Annotated in this window: 19 protein-coding genes; 8 read left to right on the forward strand and 11 right to left on the reverse strand. The window is 69.0% G+C overall.

Going from position 1 to position 22884, the window contains the following annotated elements; genetic code table 11:
• From glgP to B0F77_RS00015, 3 genes are all read left to right on the forward strand, one after another.
• A partial coding sequence (glgP, locus tag B0F77_RS00005; RefSeq protein WP_143466498.1) for an alpha-glucan family phosphorylase occupies positions 1–2320 on the forward strand: 2320 nt, incomplete at its 5' end.
• Between the two features lie 300 nt (positions 2321–2620).
• Positions 2621–3169, forward strand: a complete 549-nt coding sequence (locus B0F77_RS00010) for a hypothetical protein (RefSeq protein ID WP_143466499.1) — start codon at positions 2621–2623, stop codon at positions 3167–3169.
• A gap of 241 nt (positions 3170–3410) precedes the next feature.
• On the forward strand, positions 3411–3749 hold the full coding sequence (locus B0F77_RS00015; RefSeq protein ID WP_086660637.1) for a hypothetical protein: 339 nt from the start codon (positions 3411–3413) through the stop codon (positions 3747–3749).
• Positions 3750–3767: 18 nt separating this feature from the next.
• Here the strand turns inward: B0F77_RS00015 and B0F77_RS00020 are convergent, their stop codons facing one another.
• From B0F77_RS00020 to glgX, 4 genes are all read right to left on the reverse strand, one after another.
• Entirely contained in the window at positions 3768–4889 is a 1122-nt protein-coding gene (locus tag B0F77_RS00020; protein WP_158102546.1) for a hypothetical protein, read from the reverse strand.
• Positions 4890–4925: 36 nt separating this feature from the next.
• A complete protein-coding gene (locus tag B0F77_RS00025; protein WP_086660639.1) occupies positions 4926–5315 on the reverse strand; it encodes a rhodanese-like domain-containing protein in 390 nt (129 codons plus the stop codon).
• The gene (locus B0F77_RS00030) at positions 5312–5911 is read right to left on the reverse strand and encodes a cysteine dioxygenase (RefSeq protein WP_086660640.1); all 600 of its coding nucleotides are present in this window, start codon (positions 5909–5911) and stop codon (positions 5312–5314) included. Before B0F77_RS00030 ends, B0F77_RS00025 begins: the two co-directional genes overlap by 4 nt.
• 213 nt (positions 5912–6124) lie before the next feature.
• Entirely contained in the window at positions 6125–8239 is a 2115-nt protein-coding gene (gene glgX / locus B0F77_RS00035) for a glycogen debranching protein GlgX (RefSeq protein ID WP_086660641.1), read from the reverse strand.
• An 89-nt stretch (positions 8240–8328) separates the two neighbouring features.
• On the opposite strand from glgX, the gene B0F77_RS00040 reads away from it, so the two are divergent.
• Genes B0F77_RS00040 through B0F77_RS00055 form a run of 4 tightly spaced genes read left to right on the forward strand, consistent with a single transcriptional unit; the run spans position 8329 to position 12114 of the window.
• On the forward strand, positions 8329–9171 hold the full coding sequence (locus B0F77_RS00040) for an ABC transporter ATP-binding protein (protein WP_086660642.1): 843 nt from the start codon (positions 8329–8331) through the stop codon (positions 9169–9171).
• A gap of 55 nt (positions 9172–9226) precedes the next feature.
• Positions 9227–10006 carry an enoyl-CoA hydratase/isomerase family protein gene (locus B0F77_RS00045; RefSeq protein ID WP_086660643.1) on the forward strand — a complete coding sequence of 260 codons (780 nt, stop codon included), beginning with the start codon at positions 9227–9229 and terminating at the stop codon, positions 10004–10006.
• Complete coding sequence (locus tag B0F77_RS00050) at positions 9996–10952, forward strand: class I SAM-dependent methyltransferase (RefSeq protein WP_086660644.1); 957 nt, start codon at positions 9996–9998, stop codon at positions 10950–10952. Before B0F77_RS00045 ends, B0F77_RS00050 begins: the two co-directional genes overlap by 11 nt.
• A 1-nt stretch (position 10953) precedes the next feature.
• Positions 10954–12114: a THUMP-like domain-containing protein gene (locus tag B0F77_RS00055; protein ID WP_086660645.1), complete on the forward strand. Its 1161-nt coding sequence runs from the start codon at positions 10954–10956 to the stop codon at positions 12112–12114.
• Here the strand turns inward: B0F77_RS00055 and B0F77_RS00060 are convergent.
• Entirely contained in the window at positions 12083–12661 is a 579-nt protein-coding gene (locus B0F77_RS00060; RefSeq protein WP_086660646.1) for a TetR/AcrR family transcriptional regulator, read from the reverse strand. The genes B0F77_RS00055 and B0F77_RS00060 overlap by 32 nt on opposite strands.
• Before the next feature lie 93 nt (positions 12662–12754).
• Between B0F77_RS00060 and B0F77_RS00065 the strand changes: the two genes are divergently transcribed.
• A complete protein-coding gene (locus B0F77_RS00065) occupies positions 12755–13153 on the forward strand; it encodes a DUF4267 domain-containing protein (RefSeq protein WP_086660647.1) in 399 nt (132 codons plus the stop codon).
• On the opposite strand, the gene B0F77_RS00070 is transcribed toward B0F77_RS00065, so the two are convergent.
• The 6 genes from B0F77_RS00070 to B0F77_RS00095 form a co-directional block, all read right to left on the reverse strand.
• Complete coding sequence (locus tag B0F77_RS00070; RefSeq protein ID WP_143466500.1) at positions 13080–13805, reverse strand: nucleotidyltransferase domain-containing protein; 726 nt, start codon at positions 13803–13805, stop codon at positions 13080–13082. The genes B0F77_RS00065 and B0F77_RS00070 overlap by 74 nt on opposite strands.
• A gap of 10 nt (positions 13806–13815) precedes the next feature.
• A complete protein-coding gene (locus tag B0F77_RS00075; protein ID WP_086660649.1) occupies positions 13816–15333 on the reverse strand; it encodes a peroxidase family protein in 1518 nt (505 codons plus the stop codon).
• An 88-nt stretch (positions 15334–15421) separates the two neighbouring features.
• Complete coding sequence (locus B0F77_RS00080; RefSeq protein WP_086660650.1) at positions 15422–17431, reverse strand: hypothetical protein; 2010 nt, start codon at positions 17429–17431, stop codon at positions 15422–15424.
• Between the two features lie 26 nt (positions 17432–17457).
• Positions 17458–18180 carry a response regulator transcription factor gene (locus tag B0F77_RS48870; RefSeq protein ID WP_086660651.1) on the reverse strand — a complete coding sequence of 241 codons (723 nt, stop codon included), beginning with the start codon at positions 18178–18180 and terminating at the stop codon, positions 17458–17460.
• A 371-nt stretch (positions 18181–18551) separates the two neighbouring features.
• Positions 18552–21809, reverse strand: coding sequence for a GH92 family glycosyl hydrolase (locus tag B0F77_RS00090; RefSeq protein WP_086660652.1), 3258 nt, complete (start codon positions 21807–21809; stop codon positions 18552–18554).
• A 58-nt stretch (positions 21810–21867) separates the two neighbouring features.
• The gene (locus B0F77_RS00095) at positions 21868–22722 is read right to left on the reverse strand and encodes a nucleoside hydrolase (protein ID WP_086660653.1); all 855 of its coding nucleotides are present in this window, start codon (positions 22720–22722) and stop codon (positions 21868–21870) included.
• Between the last annotated feature and the right edge of the window lie 162 nt (positions 22723–22884).

A 22884-nucleotide genomic window follows, 5' to 3' on the forward strand; every position in this document is an offset into this window, starting at 1 on the left:
GGGACCACGCTGGTACCAGCGCCGGCAGGACGAGATCACCCAGCGGCGCGAGCACGGGGCGCCGGACACGCCGTTGCCCACGAGCGTCGCGTACTTCTCGATGGAGTTCGGCGTGCACGAGGCGCTGCCGAACTACTCGGGCGGCCTCGGCATCCTCGCCGGCGACCACCTCAAGGCGGCGTCCGACCTGGGCGTGCCGTTGATCGCGGTCGGGCTGCTCTACCGGTCCGGGTACTTCCGGCAGTCGCTGTCGCTCGACGGCTGGCAGATCGAGCACTACCCGGTGCTCGACCCGCGCGGGCTGCCGCTGGAGCTGCTGACCGAGCCGTCCGGGCTGCCGTTGCTGGTGCACGTGGCCATGCCGGGCGACCGGATGTTGCGCGCGAAGATCTGGAAGGCGCAGGTCGGGCGCATCCCGTTGTTGCTGCTCGACTCCGATGTGGAGCAGAACGACGAGGACCTGCGCGGCGTCACGGACCGGCTGTACGGCGGCGACCAGAACCACCGCATCCGCCAGGAGATCCTGGCCGGAATCGGTGGTGTCCGCGCGGTCCGGACCTTCTGCGAACTGACCGGGCACGCGCAACCCGAGGTCTTCCACACCAACGAGGGCCACGCGGGCTTCCTCGGCCTCGAGCGGATCCGCGAGTACATCACCAACGACGGCCTCGACTTCGACCAGGCGTTGACGGCCGCGCGCGCCGGTGCCGTGTTCACCACGCACACGCCCGTGCCCGCCGGCATCGACAGGTTCCCGGTCGACCTGGTCCAGCACTACTTCGGCGCCGAGAACCTCGTGCCCGGCGTCAACACCCAGCGCATCCTCGCGCTCGGTGCCGAGGACAACCCCGGCATGTTCAACATGGCCCACATGGGCCTGCGGCTCGCCCAGCGCGCGAACGGTGTGTCCAAACTGCACGGTGAGGTCAGCCGGGACATGTTCCGCGGCCTCTGGCCGGGCTTCGACGCCACCGAGGTGCCGATCGGGTCGGTCACCAACGGCGTGCACGGGCCGACGTGGGCCGCGACCGAGATGAGCAAGCTGCTCGGCGCGTCCGATGCAGACACAGTGGACAGCCGCCTCGGCCTCGGCATCGGCGCGTTCGAGCCGGTCACCGACGCGGGGCTGTGGGAGCTGCGCAGCACCCTGCGCGGGCGGCTGGTCACCGAGGTCCGCAGGCGTCTGCGCGAGTCGTGGCTGCAGCGCGGCGCGTCGGCGCTGGAGCTCGGCTGGACCGACTCGGTGTTCGACCCGAACGTGCTGACCGTGGGCTTCGCACGGCGCGTGCCGACGTACAAGCGCCTCACGCTGATGCTGCGCGACCCGGAGAGGCTGCGGTCTCTCCTCCTGCACCCCGAACGGCCCGTGCAGCTCGTGGTCGCGGGCAAGTCGCACCCGGCGGACGACGGCGGCAAGGCGTTGATCCAGCAGATCGTGCGCTACGCCGACGAGGCGGGCGTGCGGCACCGGATCGTGTTCCTGCCGGACTACGACATGTCCATGGCCCGGTACCTGTATTGGGGTTGTGACGTGTGGCTGAACAACCCGATGCGTCCCCTCGAGGCGTGTGGCACGTCCGGCATGAAGGCCGCGTTGAACGGCGGTCTCAACCTGTCCATTCGCGACGGTTGGTGGGACGAGCTCTACGACGGGTCGAACGGCTGGGCCATCCCGACCGCGGACGGCGTCAACGACCCGGTCCGCCGGGACGACCTGGAGGCCAACGCCCTGTACGACCTGCTCGGTTCGCAGGTCGCGCCGCTGTTCTACGACCGCGGTGAGGACGGCGTGCCGACCCGCTGGATGTCGATGGTCCGGCACACGCTGGCCTCGCTCGGCCCGGTCGTGCAGGCCTCCCGGATGGTCCGCGAGTACGTGGAGACCTACTACGCGCCGGCCGCCGCGTCCGCCCAGAACGTCCTCGGTGACGGCTACCGCGGCGCGAAGGAGCTGTCCGCGTACCGGCACCGGCTGCGCGCGTCGTGGACGCGGGTGCGGGTGCTCGACAGCGACCTGGTGCTCGGCGGCTCGTCCGTGCCCGTGCTGGGCGCGCCGGTGATCGTGCGGGCGCGGGTCGAACTGGCCGGACTGGAGCCGTCCGAAGTGGACGTTCAGGTCGTGCTCGGCAAGGTGTCCAACGACTCCGACGAGCTGAAGGACATCGTCAGCGCCCCGATGAACTACGCGGGCAACGGCAACTACGAGGTCGAGGTGCCGCTGCCGCACGCCGGTGCGCTCGGCTACACCGTGCGCGTGCTGCCGCGGCACGGCCTGTTGGCCACGTCTGCGGAACTCGGCAGGGTCGTTCTGGCTAGTTGATCGCTTTACCAGATCCACACAGGGCATCCAGTTCGCCTTCAAACGGCGGGCTGGATGCCCTGATGTGTTCGTCTTCCTTGTTGCCTGTTCACTGCTCGTGACCTGGGGCAGGCGTATACCCGATTCAGGGCTTCCCTCAATCGAATGACCCCTTTTTCGAGTGGGTGAATTCACGATCTCCGCTGGTAGGGGTCGGTGTGCAGGCTTACGCTCCTTGGCATGGAATGAACCGCACCAGAATTCCTATCTGGCATTTCCGGCGCGGCTCCAGCGAATTGCGCATTGAGGAAGAAGGTAGCCGTGAAGAAAACGATTACCGCACTCTCGCTCGTTGCAGCTCTGTTCACCGCCTCGTCAGTTCCGGCTGCCAGTGCGACGCCCGCCGCGCCAGAACTCCCAGCCGCCTGTGCCGCGATCGTGACCGACCTCGCCGGGAAGCTCACGAAAGTCGTCAGCAGCCTGTTGCCACTTCCGAACGTCGGCGCGGTGACACCGTTGATCGGTGATCTGCTCGGCCTGGTGACCGCACTGCAGAGTTCCGGATGTCTGCCGGCGTTGCCGACCAGCGGGCTGCCGGTCCCGGTTCCGGTGAAGGGCGTCGCCGCCTACTCCGGCCCGGTCGACCAGTGTCTGCCGGTGGTGATGAACCTGATCTCGACCATCGCGGGTCTCGGCGGCACGATCCTGGGCGCGGCGAGTGGCGGTCTGCCCGACGTCGGAAAGATCACCGGGATCCTGACGACGCTGCTGAAGACCGTCACCGAGCTGCTGAGCAAGTGCGGCCTGCCGGCTCCTCCTGGCGGCCTGCCCGCGTTGCCCGGCCTGCCGCTGCCGGTCGAGCACAGCTGATCCGAACGCGGGGTGGGAAAGGGCCCGTCACCGGTCTCGGTGACGGGCCCTTTCCTTGTGCGCGGTGCGTAGTATTCCGTGCGCAGAGGAATAGTTGATTCGACCTGCGTGGTCACCCATTTGCCGCAGTCCAAGTGTTTTTCCGAAATGCACACAATGGGGCGACCGATTCGTTTTCCGCGAGAAGGTGTGGTTAACCTGCGATTGCTCGATCCGCTGCTCGAAGAACGGAAAACTGCAGATGATCAAGAAAGCAATCGTCCTCGGTGTCGCACTCGCAGGCATGGGCCTGTTCGCGTCGACCGCACACGCGGCTCCCGCCCAGAGGGAGTTGTCGCAGAGCCGGGATGTGCTGGACACGCACTTGGTGGGTCCCATCACGATCACCGCGCTGTCGCACAACCCGTGGACACCCGGCAACGGCAACGTCACCGGATCGGGCAACATCGGAGGCAACGGCAACAACGTCGGAAACAACAACAACGGAGGTAACGGCAACAGCAACGGTGGCGGCGGCAACAACGTCGGCGCGGGCAACTCGGGCGGGAACGGCAACAATTCGCCCGGTTTTCCCGGCTGAAGCCGTTGATCTCCTGCGTTAGCTGATCTCCAGACGGGCGCGGGTCGCCGCCACCCGCGGACTCCAGCCCGCGAGCTCGTGCGCTTCGGCCGCGAGCTCGCGGGCCTTCGCGTTGTTGCCGTCCGCCATCCACGCCCGTGCGATGGTGATCAGCTCGTCGGCCCGGTCGACCCCGTTCTCGCTCGACTCGGCGGCGTATCCCGCGAGCTGCCGGGCCGTCGCCGCATCGCCCTCGAGCAACGCGATGATCGCCATCGTCCCGTTCGCGCGCTGCTTCGGATACCCGATCTCGTAGGCGTTGCCGAGCATGCTGCGAGCCGTGTCCAGGCCGACCTCGGCGGGGAACTGCCCGGCCTCCACCGCGAACACCGCGACCCCGGCCGTGGTCGCCATGACGAGCGACAGCTCCCGCGAGCCCAGATCGGACCGCCCGGTGAGCCCGACCACCGCCTGCATCGCCTCGAGGTACTTCGCGCGTGCGCACGCCGTCACGACCTTGAGCCCGACCACGGTGAGCAGGTCGGGGTGGTCCTTGGTCAGCTCCGCGCAGACCCGTTCGGCCTCGTCGAGGTCACCGCGGTAGTAGGCGTCCATGCCGGCGACGACCTGCGGCCGCGCCTCGAGTTCTTCGAGCGGCCGTCCGGTCAGCTTCGGCAGGGAGAACACGAACCAGCCCAGGCTGGTGTAGGCGGCCTTCTCGATCGGCACGAGTTGAACGAGGAAACACGCCGTCGCGGCCAGCGCGAGGCCCCTGCCGAACGCCGACCCGGTCGCGAGCCAGGTGGCCGCCGCGATCGCCGCGCAGCACACGATCGCGAACGCCCCGGTCAGGACGGTCCGCCGGCGCACACCGGGCTTGAGCCCGGAGATGCCGATCGAGGCGAGCACCGGGATGTTGCGCAGCACGATCCGCCGGTTCGTCGTGGTCCACGACCTGAGCTCGCCGCCGACGCCGATGATCACGTGGTCGACGCGGAGTCCGAAGAGGACCGCGCCGAGCGCCAGACCCGCCTGGGGTGCCGTCAGTTCCAGCAGCAGGCCGACCAGGGCCCCCGCCAGTCCGAGGTACCACTCCGAAAGGGTCCAGGCGATCGTTCCGGCCACCACCAGGCCCGTCACGATCCAGCGCACAACAGTCACGGTCTCCAGACGCTACCGGCGCGCTCCCGGTTCCGATCAGACGACGGCCTGGGAGCCGCCCTCCCTGATCGGCAGCCCGGCGGCGCGCCAGCCGCGGTACCCGCCGACGAGGTCGGTCGCGTTCGCGAGCCCGATCCGCTGCAGGTCACGGGCGGCGAGCGACGAGGCCCACCCCTCGTTGCACACCACGACGACGGTGGTGTCGGCGGTGAACCCGGGCAGTCGCCAGTCGCCGGTCGGGTCGAGCCGCCACTCCAGCACGATCCGCTCGACCGCCACGGAGTTCTCGATCTCGCCCTCGGCCAGCCGGTTGTGGATCGGCCGGATGTCGACGACCAGCGCGTCCTTCAGCGCGTGCAGCTCGTGCGGTTCGAGCCGCCGCAGGTGGGACCTGGCTTCTTCGAGGATGGTGTCGACGGAGCTCACGGGCCCTCCTGGTCGGCCAGCTGACGCAGTTCGGACAGGGGGAGCCGTTGCGCGGGCAGTGGTGGGATCGAGTCGGGGATGTCGAGCAGCGACGCGTACTCGCGGGTCGGCACCAGCGGTGGCGAGTAGGCGTGCACGGTCGCGGCCGGCGCCTCGAACGGGTTCGTCACCTGGTGCGCCCGCCCGGAGCCGAAGCCCAGCGCCTCCCCGGTGTCGCGAACGGCCGACCGGACCGGCCCGGCGGGGTAGCGGTAGTCCTCCTGAAGGGTGCCCTTCAGCACGGTGAACGAGCCGGCCGAACCGCCGTGGTCGTGCGGCTCGGTGCCCTGACCTGGCAGCCACGACAACAGCCACAGCTCCACGCCCTCGGTCAGGCCCAGCCGCGCCCACCAGCGACGTTCGGTCGAGTAGTCGAGGATCTGCAGCAACCCGGTGGTCAGCTCGCTCGCCACGAACGAGGTCAGCTCGCGCAGTTCGCGCGGCGTCCACAGCGACCGCGACGGGTGGATCACGTCACGCAGCAGCTGGCTGTCCAGCACGGGGTGCAGGTCGAATTGAACTTGCTCAGCAAGGTTTCCGGCATACGTCGAAGTCACGCACTCGCTCCTGAAGGCCGCGTCGGTACGGGGTAGCGATCAAGACGCGACGCAGGGCGCTGTCAGCGCGTGCGTCGCGTCGAGCTACACCCGCACGACGCCACGAGCAAGAGGTCGATCGTGCGGTCGGTCCAGCAATAGACGACCACGGCCGTGATGGTGCCAGACGCTCTCGGAAAGTGGCTAGAGCGTCCACTGGATGATCTACCTCGGCTACCGAGGTACTCGCAGCAACAGCAGCGAGCGCGCCTCGACCGTCACCTTCTCCTTCGGGCCGAACGCGCCAGGAGCCGCCGGGGAGCCGTCTGCCGTCGTCGTGTCGAGGTACGGCTCGTACGCCGGCCCGTACCGCTCGTGCGGCAGCGTCACCGTGATGGCCTCCGCACCGGCGTGCATCAGCAACAGCCACGAGTCGTCCGACACCAGCTCACCGTCCCGCGTGCGTGACAGGCAGTTCGAGCCGTCGATGAACATGCCGAGCGTGCGGCGGCCCTCGTCGAACCAGTCGGTCTCGGCCATCTCCAGCCCGTCCGGACGGAACCACACCAGGTCAGGGTTGCCGCTGGGGGTGGTGCGGCCCTCGAAGAACTCGGGTTGCCGCAGGGCGGGGGACGACGCCCGCAGGTCGATCAGCCGCTGGGTGAACCCGAGCAGCGCCTCGCCCGCGTCCGTCCGGGTCCAGTCGACCCACGACACCGCGTTGTCGAGGCAGTAGGGGTTGTTGTTGCCGCCCTGGCCGCGCCACATCTCGTCGCCCGCGACCAGCATCGGCGTGCCGGTCGACAGCACGAGCGTCGCGAGCAGGTTCCGCGCCTGCTTGGCCCGCAGCCGGAGGATCCCGGGGTCGGTCGTCTCGCCCTCGACGCCGCAGTTCCACGACCGGTTGTCGTTCGTGCCGTCGCGGTTCTCCTCGCCGTTCTCCTCGTTGTGCTTGTCGTTGTACGACACCAGGTCCCGCAGCGTGAACCCGTCGTGCGCGGTGATGAAGTTGATCGACTGCCACGGCCTGCGCAGGTCGTCCGCGTACAGGTCGGACGACCCGGACAGCCGGTACGCGAGGTCGCGCACCGACGTGTGGCCGCGCCAGAAGTCGCGGACCGTGTCGCGATAACGGCCGTTCCACTCCGCCCACTGCACGCCGAAGTCGCCGACGCGGTAGCCGTCGCCGGTCGCGTCCCACGGCTCGGCGATCAGCTTCGACCGGCACAGCACCGGGTCCGTGGTGATGGCGGTCAGCAGGGCGCTGTCGCGGTCGAAGAACCCGCCGCCCGGCCGCCCCATCGTGGACGCCAGGTCGAACCGGAACCCGTCCACGCCCATCTCGTCCGCCCAGTACCGCAGCGAGTCCGTGACCAGGCGCACGACCTGCGGCGATCCGGCGTCGAGGGTGTTGCCGCAGCCGGTGATGTCGACGGTGCTGCCGCCGCCCGCGTGCAGGTAGTAGCCCGGCGCGTCGTAGCCGCGGAAGCAGATCGTCGGCCCGCCAGGCCCGCCCTCGCAGGTGTGGTTGTAGACGACGTCGATCAGCACCTCGATGTTCGCCGCGTGCAGTGCCGCGACCATCGTCCGGAACTCCTGGATCTCGTTGCCCGGCTCGCTCGCGTATGCCGCGTGCGGCGCGAAGTACCCGAGCGGCGAGTACCCCCAGTAGTTGCCGGAGTTCCGGCTCAGCAGCGACGGTTCGTCCTGGAACGCCTGCACCGGCAGGAGCTCCACGCTGGTGACGCCGAGCCGGGTGAGGTGCTCGATCGCGGCCGGGTGCGCGAGGCCGAGGTACGTGCCGCGCAGCTTCTCCGGGATCTCCGGGTGCCTCTTCGTGAAGCCCTTGACGTGCAGTTCGTAGATGACGGCCTCTTCGAACGGCACCTCGGGCTTCACCCCGGTGTCCGCGCCGCCGGGCGAGCTGACGACGCTGAGCGGCACGCTGCCGAGCGAGTCGACGGCGGACGGCGGTCCGTGCATCGGGTCGCCGACGTAGCCGAGCGAGGCCTCGAGGTCGGTGATGCCGCCGGTGATCTGCCGCGCGTACGGGTCGACCAGCAGCTTCGCCGGGTTGCACCGCAGGCCGCGCCCCGCGTCGTACGGCCCGTGCACCCGGTATCCGTACCGCTGGCCGGGCGTCACGCCGGGGACCAGGCCGTGCCAGACGCCGAACGTCCGTTCGGTCAGTTCGACCCGCTTCTCCGTCCCGTCGTCGTTGATGAGACAGACCTCGACCGCGTCGGCGACATGTGACGTCACCGCGAACCGGACACCGCCTGCCTCGGCGTGTGCCCCCAGTGGGAACGGACGGCCTGCCAGCACCTCGGACTCGGGTCGCGTAGCCATACCTCCGATCTTGGCATCCGGGACCGACAAAAAACTTGAGAGTTCACGCGGGCGGCGCAGTGGGCGCGCCCAGTGCGAGGACCACCCCGATGAGTGGTCGGTGCGAGGCCGTTCGGAACAATGGGCTCGTGGCGGACGTCGACGTGACAGATCTGGTCGTGCACATGGCGGGCGTATCGGTCCGCCGGGGGAAGAACGTGCTGGTCGGCAACATCGACTGGAGCGTGGAACTGGATGAGCGATGGGTGGTCCTCGGCCCCAACGGAGCCGGCAAGACGACCCTGCTGAGGCTCTCCAGCGCAGAGCTGCACCCGACCAAGGGCAAGGTCCACCTTCTGGGTGAACGCCTGGGCAAGACCGACGTCCAGGAGCTCAAGCCTCGGATCGGTCTGTGCTCCGCGGCGCTGAACGGCCGCGTCCCCGGCGACGAGACGGTCGTGGACCTCGTGGTGTCGGCCGGCTACGCGGTGCTGGGCAGGTGGCGCGAGAAGTACGGCGAGGAAGACACCGACCGCGCCCGTGAGCTGCTCGGCACCCTCGGCATCGAGCACCTGGCCGACCGCCTGTACGGGACGTTGAGCGAGGGCGAGCGCAAGCGCACGCTGATCGCCCGCGCGTTGATGACCGACCCCGAGATGCTGTTGCTCGACGAGCCCGCCGCGGGCCTCGACCTGGGCGGCCGCGAGGACCTCGTGGCCAAGCTGTCCGAGCTCGCCCTCGACCCGGACGCGCCGGCGATGGTGCTGGTCACGCACCACGTCGAGGAGATCCCGCCGGGCTTCACCCACGCGCTGCTGCTGCGCGAGGGCTCGATCGTCGCGCAGGGCCTGCTCGACGACGTGCTCACCGAGGAAAACCTCTCAAAGACGTTCGCGCAGGACCTGGAGCTGCAAAAGTCGGGGGAGCGGTTCTTCGCCCGCCGAAAGATCTGACAAGCTACTGCCGGGTAACGTGACATCGCCGTCGCGACAAACTGTGGAGGGCTGCGTGGCTGAGTTCGTGAGGCTGGAAGTCGAGGACGGGATCGGCACGATCCGCCTGGAGCGGCCGCCGATGAACGCCCTGAACCGGCAGGTGCAGACCGAGCTCCAGGCCGCCGCCAAGGAGGCCTCCGAGCGTTCGGACGTCTACGCGGTCGTCGTCTACGGCGGCGAGAAGGTCTTCGCGGCCGGCGCGGACGTCAAGGAGTTCGCGCGGATCTCCCACGCCGAGATGACGCTGCGGGCCAAGAGCCTGTCGGACGCTCTCGGCGCGCTGGCGTCCGTGCCGAAGCCGACCGTCGCCGCGATCACCGGCTACGCGCTCGGCGGCGGCTTCGAGGTCGCGCTGGGTTGCGACCGGCGGATCGCCGGCGACAACGCGAAGCTCGGCCAGCCCGAGATCCTGCTCGGCCTGATCCCCGGCGGTGGCGGCACGCAGCGCCTCGCCCGGTTGATCGGTCCGTCGAAGACCAAGGACCTGCTGTACACCGGCCGGTTCGTCGGCGCCCAGGAGGCGCTCGAGATCGGCATGGTCGACGAGGTCGTGGCGCCGGACGACGTGTACGCGGCGGCGCTGCGGTGGGCCAAGCAGTTCGTCAACGGTCCTGTGCTGGCTCTGGCCGCGACCAAGGCGGCCGTGGACGGCGGCCTCGACACCGACCTGGAGTCGGGCCTGAAGCTCGAAAGCCACCTCTTCGCGGCCCTGTTCGCGACGGAGGACAAGAAGGCGGGCGTGGAGTCGTTCATCGAGAACGGGCCCGGAAAGGCGAAGTTCAGTGGCAACTGATCCGGTACCCAACCCGCACGCGACCGCGGAAGAGGTCGAGGCGGCCTACAAGGACACCAAGCTCGCCCAGGTGCTCTACCACGACTGGGAAGCGGGCACGTACGACGAGAAGTGGTCGATCTCCTACGACGACCGTTGCATCACCTACGCGACGGACCGGTTCCGCGCCGCCGCCGGTGACGTCGGCCCGTACGAGCACGCGCTGGAACTGGGCTGCGGCACCGGCTTCTTCCTGCTGAACCTCATGCAGGGCGACGTGATCAAGAAGGGCTCGGTCACCGACCTCTCGCCCGGCATGGTCGAGGTGGCGCTGCGCAACGCTGAGCACCTCGGGCTGGACGTCGACGGCCGGGTCGCGGACGCCGAGCGGATCCCGTACGACGACAACACGTTCGACCTCGTCGTCGGCCACGCGGTGCTGCACCACATCCCCGATGTGGAGGCGGCGATGCGCGAGGTGCTGCGCGTGCTGAAGCCGGGCGGCAAGTTCGTGTTCGCGGGCGACCCGACGAACATCGGCAACTTCTACGCGCGCAAGCTCGGCCAGGCGACGTGGTGGCTGACCACCAACATCACCAAGGCCGTGCCGGTGCTGGGTGACTGGCGTCGTCCGCAGGAGGAGCTCGACGAGTCTTCTCGTGCGGCTGCTCTGGAGGCCGTGGTCGACCTGCACACGTTCGACCCGGACCAGCTGGAGGCCACGGCCAGGCGTGCGGGCGCGGTCGGCGTTCGCGCGGTGACCGACGAGCTTTCCGCGGCGCTGTTCGGCTGGCCGGTGCGCACGTTCGAGGCCGCCGTGCCGCGCGAGAAGCTGGGCTTCGGCTGGGCGATGTTCGCCTACCGCACCTGGCAGAACCTCACGTGGGTGGACCAGAACGTGCTGTCGAAGGTCCTGCCGCGCGAGGTGTTCTACAACGTGTCGATCACCGGCAAGAAGTCTTCCTGAGTTGGGGTACGCGTTCACCTCTGCCGACGTGGCGTTCCTGCGCTCCGCCGCCGGAATCGCCGCGCTGGCCGAGGTGAACGCGTTGCCTTTCTCCACCGCGTCTCATCTCCAGGACGTCGCTACCGCGCGCAAGTCGCTGGGTGAGTCCTTCGCCCCGGTCGTGGAGACCGTGCTGCTGCGCCGTCGTGCCGCGTCCAAACTGGACGGTTCGGCGTCGTGGCTCTTCACCGACGACGCCCTGCAGCAGGCCACCGCTTCCGCCGTCGCCCGGCATCGCGCGGAGCGGTTCGCCGATCGGGTCGTCCACGACGTGACGTGCTCGATCGGCGCGGACCTGTTCGCGTTGAGCGAGGTCGCTTCCGCGTGCGTTGGCTCGGACCTCGATCCGGTGCGGCTTGCCATGGCGCGCAACAACGTTCCGGGCCGGCTCGTCGTCCAGGCCGACGCTCTGCGACCGGTGTCCCGGGCCGGTGCCGTCACCGCGGACCCCGCTCGCCGTGACTCCGCCGGTCGCCGCAAGTGGAACCCGGCGGACTTCGTGCCGCCGCTGGACGAGCTGTCGTCCGTCTACGCGGGCGTGGATCTCGCGGTGAAGTGCGCTCCCGGCATCGACTTCGCGGTCGCGCCGTGGGCGGACGAGATCGAGGTCGTGTCGCTGGACGGCGCGGTCCGCGAAGCCTGTCTGTGGACGCGCGGCCTGGCCACCGCCGGGGTGTCGCGCCGGGCTTCGGTTCTGCACGGTTCGGAGTCGTGGACCATCACCGACGCCGAGCCCGACGACTGCCCGGTCGCTTCTCCGGGCGCGTGGATCATCGACCCGGACGGCGCGGTCGTGCGTGCCGGTCTGGTGCGGCATTACGCGGCCCGGCACGGCCTGTGGCAGCTCGACGAGCGCATCGCCTACCTGAGCGGTTCCGTGCCTCCGCCCGGCATCCGCGCGTTCCGCGTGCTCGAACACGGCCACTACACGGAGAAAGCGCTCAAGTCGTTGCTCCGGGCGCGTGGGATCGGCCGGTTGGAGATCCTGGTGCGCGGCCTGGACGTCGACCCGAACACGTTGCGCAAGCGCCTGAAGCCGACCGGTTCCGCCGAGGCCTCGGTGGTGCTGACCCGCATCGGCGCCAAGCCGGTCATGGTGCTGTGCCAGGCTGAAAGGACCTGACCACCAGGTCGATCCGGGCCTGGTGGTGATCGGGTCGCAGCCGTTTCCCGTGGGTGAGCGTGGCGATGCCGTGCAACCCGCTCCAGAACACCTCGGTCAACGTCTCCAGATCCCGTTCTCCCGCAACGGGTTTCACCGCGGCCACCAGCTCGCCGAACGCGTCCCGCAGCTCCTGTGGCGTCTCGTCCGTGCCCCACGGGATGTCGACCTGCAGCACGAACATGGCCTCGTAGAGCGCGGGCCTGCGCTCGGCGAACTCCAGGTACGCCTCGGCAGCGGCCTGCAGCCGGGACTTGCCCCGCGCCGCACGCGCCTTGCGCAACTCCCTGGCCAGCACACCGCACCCTTCGATCGCGACCGCGCGCACGATCGCGTCTTTGCCCTTGAAGTGGCTGTAGAGCACCGGCTGGCTGTATTCGACCTTCTCCGCGAGCCGGCGCGTGGTGACCGCGTCCCAGCCCTCGGTCTCGGCCAGTTCGCGCGCCGCGTCGATGATCAGCTGGTGCCGCTCCGCGCGTTCGCGCTCACGCCGGTTCTGGATGCTCACGACGCCAAATCTAGCACTGCTAGACATTCGAGCGCTCCTAGTGTTAGCGTCGCTCTAGTCGCTAGCAGTGCTAGATCTCAAGTGGGGGTAGTCATGCGTTTGACCACGATCATGGGTTGGCTCGTCGTGCTGGCCGGTTTCTACTTCGGCCTCAGCTACCTGCTCAACGGCGACGGCGCCGCCGCGGGCTTCGGCATCGCCGACCCGGCCGGCTACTACGTGGTGAAGGGGGTGCGCGACATCGCCTACGCCCTGACCGCACTGATCCTGCTGCTCATGGGCCAACGCCGAGCCCTGGGCTGGGTGGTCCTCGCGGACTCGATCATCCCGATCGGCGACTGCCTGGCCGTGATGACCCACGGCGGCACGGTCGGCTACGCGTTGGCGGTGCACGGCTCAGCGGCCGTGCTGGTGCTGCTCACGGCCGCGTTGTTGCTGCGGGAGACAGCGCCTGCACGGCCGCTGCCAGAGCCGGTTCGTCAATCTCGTTGAGCAGCAACCCGGTCAGCACGTGGAACGCTCGCCGCAGCTCATCAGGATGGGTCGACAGCACGAGCGTCCCGGCAAAGGCGTCGGCATCGGTCAGGTCGTCGAGCCCACGCCCCTGCACCGCGTTGACCCCCTGGCGCAGGCACCACAGCGCCATCACCTGGTCGCGCAGGCAGTTCACCATGTACAGCGCCTGCCACACCCGCCCACGCGCAATCGACGAACGCACGTGCAGCCCGTACAACCAGGCAAGCCCGATGAGCCCGGCACGACCAGGCTGGCCGGCCTGCGGCAGCGTGTTGGCCTCGCCGAAGAGCAGCCGGAACGTGGGCCCGGTCGCGCCGAACTCGGACGAGGGCCAGAACGCGATGTCCACCTGCAGCGTCGAGCGCATCAGGAAGACGCGGAACAGGACCGCCCCGTGCTTCACGTCGAGGTGGCCGACGGCACCGCGCGAGTACATCAGCGCGGTCCAGTCGGCCACCACCCCGTCCACTTCGCGGTCGACCGACAGGGCGAGGTCGATGTCGGACCAGCGGTCTTCCCTGCCCACGGCGGCAGATCCGGTCAACGCCGCCCCGACCACGCGCGGGTCGGTCTCGGCGGCGTCGACCAGGTCGCGACGCAGCTCGTCACGTTCGGAAACGGTGAACACCACCCCAACACTATTGGCCGCGGCTCGAAGGATCGACGCGAGCGAACCTGAGCAGGTCGACCATGCCGAACTGGTCGGCGGCCCGCGACGGCAGAACCGGCTTCCAGTCAGGCTGTTGCCTCAGGTACGACTCGGGATCGAGCTGCAGCAGGCCGACGAACACCTCGCCGACCAGTCGGGCGGCGGCGCCCGCGAGCGAGATGCCGTCACCGAGCGTCTCGGCCTCGCGCAGCGTGTAGTACCAGAGCGGCGTCGAGCGGTCGAAGCCGAACTCCCGCAGCTCCGGCACGGAGTCGAGCACCGGAATGCCCATGGCCCTCGCGACCGCCTGCCCCGACGGCAACGACCACGTGAGGTGCCTCAACAGGTTGCGTTGCGGCAGTGCGACCGGCGGCGAACCGTCCGCGATCGCGCCGAGCGGCAGCCGGAACAGCGGCGTCGAGATGTGCGTGTCGATCCGTTTGTTGGGCCGCACCTGGCCGTCCCCGAAGTCGAAGAACGTCTGCCACCCGATGAACCTCCGGCGCGCCCGCCGCCCGCCGCGCAGATCCACCGGATCGCTCTGCCCCTCGGCCGCCGGGTCGAAGACGAAGCCGAAGAACGGCTGACCGTTGTCCCCCTTCAGGTTCGCGCGGTACGACGGCCGCACCTGGCTGTGCCCGAACCGGTAGCACGCGCCCTGGAACTCCACCGGCATGTAGTGCTGACCCTGTGCCGGCCGGTAGAAACGCCGCCCGTGCGCGAGAACGTCCTGGGTGAGCCCGAATCCGATGATCTGCGGCAGGAACTCGTGCACCACGATCCACTGGTAGTGCCACGCAACGGTTCTCTGCGCGTCGGCGAACACCCGGTCGGCGGGCACACCCGCGGCGCGCAGCCGGTCCACGACCCGGTTGTGGAACAACAGGAACGCCGCGTGCAGCCCGGCGATCATCAGGTTCTCGTCGTTGCGCGGGTCCCCGATGATCGCCACACCGTCCGCGCGCCGCGGCAGGTCCTCGAACGATCCGCCGCTCTCCACCCGGAACTTGGCCCGGTCGCCGGAGTCGTACAGCTGCGGCGACAGGACAGGGCCGCCGCCGTACACGGAATCCAGTGACAGCGTGGGATTGCGGGTGTTCGGACTCTGCTCGGGCACGGCCGGCACCGCCAGCCGCGAGTGGAGGTCGAAGGTGAAGTCGTGATCGATGAACTGCCCGAGGAACGTCGTTCCCGCGGTGTTGAAGGGGTTGTCGAGGTTGCCCGGACTCAGTTCCGGGTTGGTGATGAGCCGGACGGGTCCTTCGTGCAACGGATCCTTGGCGTCCAACGGCCCGCCGGGTGCGCCCATCGCACGCAACGCGTCCTGGACGCGCGGCGTGTTCTCGGCGAACGGCGGCAGCCCTGGGAACATCCGCCCGAAGAACCGGGGCGAGGTGGCCGCGGCGTCGACAGCGGCCACTCGTGCGGCGGCAGGGGAGGGAGCCAGCGTGACGGCGCTGGCGCCCGCGACGCCTCCCAGAAATCCACGTCTGGTGAGATTGCCCATGTCAGCGCAGTGTTCTGCGGGATCACCCGCCGCCGCACGGACGAAGAACCATGCAGGGGACGCCAATCCCTTACGCCTGGTTTCCAGGTCAGCCGGGCTTGCGCACCAGGTTCGTGTACCCGGCCAGCGCCAGCGTCGCCAGCCCCCACACCGCCAGCTGCACCAGCCAGATCGCCGCCGTGAACGCCTGCCCCGCCCGCGCCGCGGTGTCCAGATCGCACCGCGCCCGCATCCCGGTCATCCCCAGCGGCAGCCCGCGATCGAGCCCCAGCCCCACCAGTTCCACTGTGGAGCAAGGGACGCCAGCCGCGGTGGTCGCACTGGCCACGCGTTCGGCGGCGAGATGTCCCGGACGGGTGGAGACCTGGCCCGCCGACCAGCCGAGGAGTCCTGCCATCGCCAGGACCAGCAACAGCGCCGCAGCGGTCCGGCGAGCGCGGTAGCCGTAGCCCGCCAGCACGCCCCACAACCAGTGGAACCACCGGGTGAGCGGACCACCCAGAGCCCATGGGTTGCGGCGCCGGAGGTCCGTCTGCTGAGTCATGAGAATCCTGCGCACGGTGCCGTCGTGCCCGGCAGCCCGCTCCACCGCGGCCAGCCGCTGATACGCCGACGCGTGATAGGCGAGGGTGTGGTGGCGGATCAGGTGCAGCCACTGCTGCCAGTCCCACCCCTCGCCGAGCGAGGCGTAGGAGAGTCCGTCCAGCCGCACCCAGCTGTGGTGCACGCAGGTCCAGTCATTGCCGCGACGGCCGCACCTCAGGGCCGGCGGCAGCGTCACGGTGGTCCCGACCCCCAGTTCCTGGAGGTTCAGCACCGGGCCGGGCCCGCCCAGCACCTTGAGCGCGGCCTGGCCTTCGCTGTCGAACTGACCGCCGATGCGCCCGCCGTGCAAGGTCAGCGCGCCCCTTCTGCCGGCGGCGGACAACGAGGTCTTTCCCGAGAGGAACAGGCGCCCGTCGACCTTGATCTGGTCGGCGGACACCGCCGGACCGAGCGAGTTGGTGACGGTCACGTTCGCGATGTCGAGATCTCCCGCGAGGTGGCCGCCGACGAGGTCGATCGCGCCGCCGGGCTGCCGTCCGGTCAGCACGGCGCCCCTGTGCAGGAAGAGGCTTCCGCCGAGGTCGATGCCGTTCGCGTTGAGAGCGGCACCGAGGTCGTTGGTGATCTCCGCATTCTCCAGCAGCACACTTCCCCCGACGTGAGCACCGGCCAGGTCGATCGCGCCTCGGGGCCCACGTCCGCTGATCCGGGTCCCGTTCCTCACCAGCACATGACCACTGACGCGAGCGCTCGTCGCGTTGAAACCGGTGCCGTCCTCGTTGGTGATCTCCGCCTTCTCCACCTTGACGTTCAGGATCACGTTGGCGTTTTCGAGGGAGACCGCACTCATCGCACCATGCCCGGTGGCTCGGAAGCCGTCCGTCAGCCACACCGAGCCCTGGACGCGGACGTCGTCGGCGTCCAGAGCGGGCCCCTTGGCGTTCGTGATCGTCACGTCGTCGTCCAGCAGGAGGTCTCCCTCGATGTGGGCGCTCTGCAGGTCGAACGCGGCTGCCCAGCCGTTCCCGGTGATCCGGACCCGGCGCCGGCCGAAGACCGAACCGTCGATGCGGACCCGGTTGGCCTCGATGGCGGGACCGGACGCGTTCGTGAGCTCCACCTTCCGCAGACTCAGATCTCCGCCGATGTGGCTGCCGCTCAGCCTGATCAGGCCGTCCTTCTGGTCGCCGTCGACCTGCAGGCCGCTGTGCAGGTACAGGTCGCTGTCGATGAGGACGCCGTCGGCCTGCAGCCCGGCGCACCGCCCCCCGCTGAGCACCAACGTCCGCAGGTGCGCGTCGCGCGCGTCGATCGGTTCGTCGATGGTGCAGTCGGTCAGGTACAGGCCGACGGAGGCGGTCACGTTCTCCAGGTCGAGCACACCCTTGATCCGCGCACCCTCGATCCGGACGCCCCGCGGGTCCAGCTCGCCGTGCGCGCCGAGCAACAGCTCCCTGATCAGCTCGGCGGGCACCGCCGGAGCCGACTTCGGGCACACCAGCAGCTCGCCACGCTGGGCAGCACCGACGAGCCGTTTCTCGAACTCGGTCACATCTGGGAAATCCGCTGGTAGGCGGCTTACGTTAGCAATCCGAGCCGCTGTGCTTCCGAAAGTGCCTGAGCCCGGTTGTGCACCCGGAGCTTGAAGAAGAGCTGCCGCTGTTCCGACTCGACGGTCTTCACCGCGATGCCCAGCGCCGAAGCGGTCTGCCGCACCGAGTCGCCCCGGGCGATCGAGGCCAGGATGTCGTGCTCCCGATGCGTGAGCGCGGGAACGTCGTCATGCGACACAGCGCCCCGGCAGGGAGTCCGGACGAGCCCCAGCCGGGCGACCACCGCGGCGGCCTGCACCCGGCTCTGCACGCCGAGCTTGGCGAAGATCCGCCGCTTGTGGTTGACCACGGTGTGCGGCGAGAGTCGCAGGGCGGACGCGACCGACACCGCCGGCAGTCCGGAGCAGACATGCGCCAGGACTTCCATCTCGCGGTCGGTCAGCGCGCCCGGTGCGAGGCGGCGAAGAGGAACCAACGGCACTCGTTCCAGCGAAGCCCGCAGCGAGGCGAGGCCGCAGGTGGGGCTGAGGGCGACGAGTGGAAAACCCGGTACGAAAGCCGGTTCCAGCTGCCCCACCACGACGTCCGGCGGGCGCAGACGACACAGCAACAGGAGGTCCTCGAGCGTGCAGGCGGTGCCCACGACGAGCCAGCCGGGCAGGGCGTCCAGCCAGTTCGCGACGGCGTCCGCGGTCAGCCGTTCCCACGAGTGCACGGCGATCCTCGTCGACCGCACGCCTTTGGGCATAGCGCCTCACGCTCACAGCGGCGGCGCTTTGGGCTGCTTCACAAGATAGGACGTGGGTGGTTCCCGTCGCCAGCGCGACGGGCACCACCCACGGTTGACGAACTAAGCAGGCTGCCGGAAGTTGTGTCCGTTACTCGTCTGGTGCTCTGCCTTGGGCTCTCATGACGTCTGCAAGTACCACCAACTCAACATCAACAGGCGTGTTTCTACACCCAACAGGGGTCGCTTCCCTCTGAGAACACCGCAGCGGCTCGACAGGCGGCGACGAGATCGGGTGTAGTTGACGGCGATTCGATCAAGAGTTGGTGGTACTTGCAGGTGTGGGCACCCAGCGAGGCCAGAGGTTTCGGATACCACTTTCGGCCAGGTGCTTAGCCCACTGCCACCGCGAAAACATGCAGGTCCGCATCTTCCGGCAGCACCACGGAGGCCAGCGTCTTGCCCTCAGGTGCCACGTACGTCTTCGTCGCGAAGATGTGCGTGGCGACCTTCTCGGTGCCGCCGCCCAGCTGGTTGCGGTACGGCGTGTTCGCGATGATCACGTTGCCGTAGCTGGGGGCCGCCCCGCCGCCGCCGAGCGTCCAGTCGCTGAAGCCGATCTCGACCTGGGCCGTCGTGCCGTCCGTGAACGTCACGGTGGCGGCCTTCGCGCGTGCCCCGTTGGCCGCGGAACCGACGAAAGCGAGCCGGGTTCCGGACAGGGCAAGTGTTTGCTTCGCCGCGGTCGCGTTGTCCGGCCGGCCGGGAGGTGACGACGGCCAGGTGAACGTCAGGCCGTCGACGGTGCCGGTGCCTCCCGGCGGAAGTCCGGCCGTGGCCAGCGCCTCCCGCGAGTAGCTGTAGCCGCCGCCGTCGAAGTCGCCCTCACCGTCGGCGTCGGCGGAGGCACCGACGTTGTTCACGGCGGCGAGCATGCTGCCAGCCGGGGCGACCTTCACCGTCTGCGGCAGCACGACCGGTTTCGCGGCGCCCTCGACGGTCACCGTCACGCTGATGTCGTAGAACCCTTGTGGGGTACCGGGATCAGCCGAGACCGTGAATTCCGACGGCACGGCACCGGTGGTGGGCGTGAACTTCAGCGCGTCCGTGCCGGTGATCGTGTACGTCGCCTTCGGGTCGCCGTCGTACAGCTTGACCGCGTTGACCTTCGCCGTGACCGACTTCCCCGGCTCGACCACGAGCTGCCGCGGCTCGACCGTGAGGTAGTAGGGCTGGTCGTGCCTGATCGGCTGTTCCCCGTCGCGGAACGACGGCGGGGCGTCGGCAGCGCCCGTGCCCCACGAGGAAGGTGCCTTGCCGAGCACGAAGTCGAGCTTGCCGCCGCGCTCGACGAACGACTCGGGCAGCCAGGTCTTCGTGGTCGCGCGGCCGTTGACCTTCAGCGACTGCACGTACTTCGTGGCCGTGGCGGCCTGCGGAGCGTTGATCGTGATGTCCTTGCCGCCACCGCGGTTGATCTTCACCGACGTGAACAGCGGGCTGCTCAGCACCAGCTCGGCGCGCGACGGCACCTGCGGGTAGATGCCCATCGAGGTGAAGACGAACCACGACGACATCGCGCCGAGGTCGTCGTTGCCGGGAATGCCGCCGGGGGCGTTCTTCCACAGCGTGCCGATCGTCTCGCGCAGCGTCTCCTGCGTCTTCGCCGGCTGGCCCGTGTAGTTGTACAGCCACGGCACGTTCACCGACGGCTCGTTGTCCAGTTCGGACTTGGCGCCGCCGTGGCCCGTGAGCGCCCAGCTGCCGTCGGCGTTGTGGAAGAAGTCGTCCAGCCGTTTGTTGGCGCGCTCGCGGCCACCGAGCGACTCGACGAGCCCGGCGACGTTGTGCGTGACCATCCACGTGTACTGCGCGCTGCTGCCCTCGACGAACCCGTTGCCGGTGTCCGGCGTGAAGTCCTTGACCCACGTGCCGTCGGCGTTGCGGTTGCGGATGTAGCCACCCGTCCTGTCCGCGACCGGGTCGAAGTTGTTCTGCCACCACTGCGCGCGTTCGGCGAACGCCTTGGCGGTCTTCCGGTCACCCGTGCGCTCGGCGAGCTGGCTGATCGCGAAGTCCGCCGCGGAGATCTCCAGGGTCTCCGCCGCGCCACCCCACGCGTTCGACACGGATGGCATGTACTTGTTCTTCAGGTACTTGTCGAGCGACGGCCGCTGCCCGACCGACATCACGGCCCAGCCGTCCTTGCTCAGGTCCAGCGCCGTCGGCACGGTCGCGGCCTTCACCAACGACTTCAGCGACGACCTGATGTCGTACCTGTCGCCGCCGAACGCCGAGATCGCCGCCAGCGCGATGGGAGCGGGGTCGCCGTTCATCACGTGCGTGCCGCCGCCGTTGTGCGTCCAGCGGTCCCACACGCCGTTGTTCTGGTCGGCCTGGTTGAGCAGCGACTGTGCGATGTCGGAACCGATCTGCGGTTCGAGCAGCGTCACGAGCTGCAGCTGCGAGCGGTAGATGTCCCAGCCGGAGAACGTGCCGTACTGGGCCTTCTGCCTGCTCCTGTCGATTTTGTGGGTCTTGCCGTCGAACCCGGCGTACTCGCCGTTGACGTCGCTGAACAGGTTGGGGTGCAACAGCGAGTGGTACAACGCGGTGTAGAACTTGGTGCGCTCGTCATCGGAGCCGCCGCCGACCTCGATGCGCCTGAGCTGCTTCTGCCACGCGATGTACGCGTTGTCCCTCATGTCCTCAATGGACTGACCCTTGTTCTCGGCCGTGAGATTGGCCCGCGCGTTGTCCAGGCTGACGTAGGAGATGCCGACCTTGACGCCGACCTGGCTGCCGGGCGCGAACCCGAGATAGGCGCCGGATCCCTTGCCCAGCACCGGCCAGCCGTTCGTTCCGTACGTCGTGCCACCCTTGGAAGTGACGCTTCCCGGGGTGACAACGTTGTCTTGATACGTGCCGACCTCAGTGAATTCCTGGTCGAACTCCGCCACGAAGTGCAGCGTGTAGTAGCTGCGGCGGCCCACCTGGTTGATGTACCCGCAGAAGTTGCCGCTGGTCACAGAACCGGTGATGGTCCGCTTGTCCTTGTCGACCACGGTCTGCGCGTCGCTGCTGCCGACCTGCGACTTGGACGTGTTGATCAGCACCGTCGCCGGCTTGCCGGCAGGGAAGCTGAACCGCGCCGCACCGGTGCGTTCGGTGGCGGACAGCTCGGCCTTCGCGCCCGACTTGAGCGTCACGTCGTAACGGCCGGGCTTGGCCACCTCGTCCGTGTGCGCGAACTCGCTGGCGTAGACCGAGTCCGTCGCGTCGGTCGTCGGGCTGGTGGTGACGGTCCCGACGTGCGGGAAGATCGGGATGTCACCACTTCCGCCCGCGCACCCCGTCCCGGACATGTGGGTGAGGCTGAAGCCGCGGATCTTGGTCGCGTCGTAGCGGTAGCCGCCGGGAGCCGCGGCGCGCAGGGTGTTGCCGCGGGACGCCTCGGGGCTGAAGGAGAACATGCCGAACGGCACGACCGCGCCGGGGAAGGTGTTCCCGAGGTTGGTCGTGCCGATGAACGGGTTCACGTGTGCCGCCGGATCCGGCACCACTTGAATCTGGGGCTGAGCAGAGGCAGGGACCACTCCGAACGTCATGGCCACCGCCACCGCAGCCGTCGTGAGGACTCTTCGCTGCATGGTCGCGGACCCTACTTTCCGTGCCCGCGCAACCCCAGAGAGCGACACGAACCTGTCGTCAAACGGACAAGCGCTGCTCCATGAAGGCCCTCAACGCGGGCCAATCGGTGTCCTCCGCGACCTCTACCTGGTGCTTTCCCCCGACGAGCGCGCCCTCGTCGTCGATGTCGAGGTTGTGGACCTTGGTGCGCAGCGTGCCGGGAACGATCGCCTCGGCCACCGCGACGGCGTCGTGCACGAGGATGCCCTCTTCGCGGTGGGACAGGTTCTGCTCGGAATGCCGGGCGAGGTACTCCCGGTAGGTGCCGGTGAGGTTGCTCAGCACCGGGTCGACGTTCGCGAGGAACTCGGTGTCGGCGATGCACCGCTGGGTGAGGTTGAGCGGCACGATGATCGGGTTGCCGCGACGGACCACCGTCCTGGCGGCTTCCGGGTCGGCCCAGAAGTTGAACTCGGCCCGCGCGGTCGTGTTGCCCAGCCCGAGCCCGCCGCCCATGACGATCAGCCGCGGGAACGTGATGCCCGCGTCGAGCGCGGCGGCGATGTTGGTCAGCGGCCCGATGGCGGCGACCACGGTGTCCGGCGTGAGGTTGTCCGCGAAGAACCGCACGGGATCGTCGCCGTGGACGGTCTCGGGGTTCTCCGGCAACGTGTGCGCCTGCCCGCCGAGCCCGTCCTGACCGTGCACGTCCGCGGCGCCGGCAGGCCCTGCGAAGCCCCGGACCACGGGCACGTCGGTGCGGCCGAGGTGGGCGAGCAGGCGCAGGGCGTTGGCGGTGGTGAGGTCGAGTCCGACGTTGCCGAACACCGTGGTGAGGCCGCGGAGGTCGATCTCGGGACTGCGGGCAGCGAGCGCGATCGCGAACGCGTCGTCGACGCCGGGGTCGGTGTCGATGATGAGGGGAATCGCCATGTGTCTAGGGTGCCTGAGACCTGGCGCCCACCTCGGCCACGTCCCACACGCCTACGGTCGCCGCCGGGTGCGCACGAGAACGTTCCCGAGCACGACCAGCAGACCGACCAGCAACCCCGCCCCGGCACCGGCCCAGAAATCCATCGACATGCGATGGAACCT

The sequence above is a fragment of the Lentzea kentuckyensis genome (assembly GCF_002150765.1).
In the GTDB taxonomy this organism is placed as follows: domain Bacteria; phylum Actinomycetota; class Actinomycetes; order Mycobacteriales; family Pseudonocardiaceae; genus Lentzea; species Lentzea kentuckyensis.

Coding starts and splice junctions, on each gene's coding strand:
- glgX (WP_086660641.1), bottom strand. CDS start 8,239: ATGGCTACGCGACCCGAGTCCGAGGTGCTGGCAGGCCGTCCGTTCCCA.
- B0F77_RS48870 (WP_086660651.1), bottom strand. CDS start 18,180: ATGCCCAAAGGCGTGCGGTCGACGAGGATCGCCGTGCACTCGTGGGAA.
- B0F77_RS00015 (WP_086660637.1), top strand. CDS start 3,411: ATGATCAAGAAAGCAATCGTCCTCGGTGTCGCACTCGCAGGCATGGGC.
- B0F77_RS00090 (WP_086660652.1), bottom strand. CDS start 21,809: ATGCAGCGAAGAGTCCTCACGACGGCTGCGGTGGCGGTGGCCATGACG.
- B0F77_RS00040 (WP_086660642.1), top strand. CDS start 8,329: ATGAGTGGTCGGTGCGAGGCCGTTCGGAACAATGGGCTCGTGGCGGAC.
- B0F77_RS00095 (WP_086660653.1), bottom strand. CDS start 22,722: ATGGCGATTCCCCTCATCATCGACACCGACCCCGGCGTCGACGACGCG.
- B0F77_RS00065 (WP_086660647.1), top strand. CDS start 12,755: ATGCGTTTGACCACGATCATGGGTTGGCTCGTCGTGCTGGCCGGTTTC.
- B0F77_RS00075 (WP_086660649.1), bottom strand. CDS start 15,333: ATGGGCAATCTCACCAGACGTGGATTTCTGGGAGGCGTCGCGGGCGCC.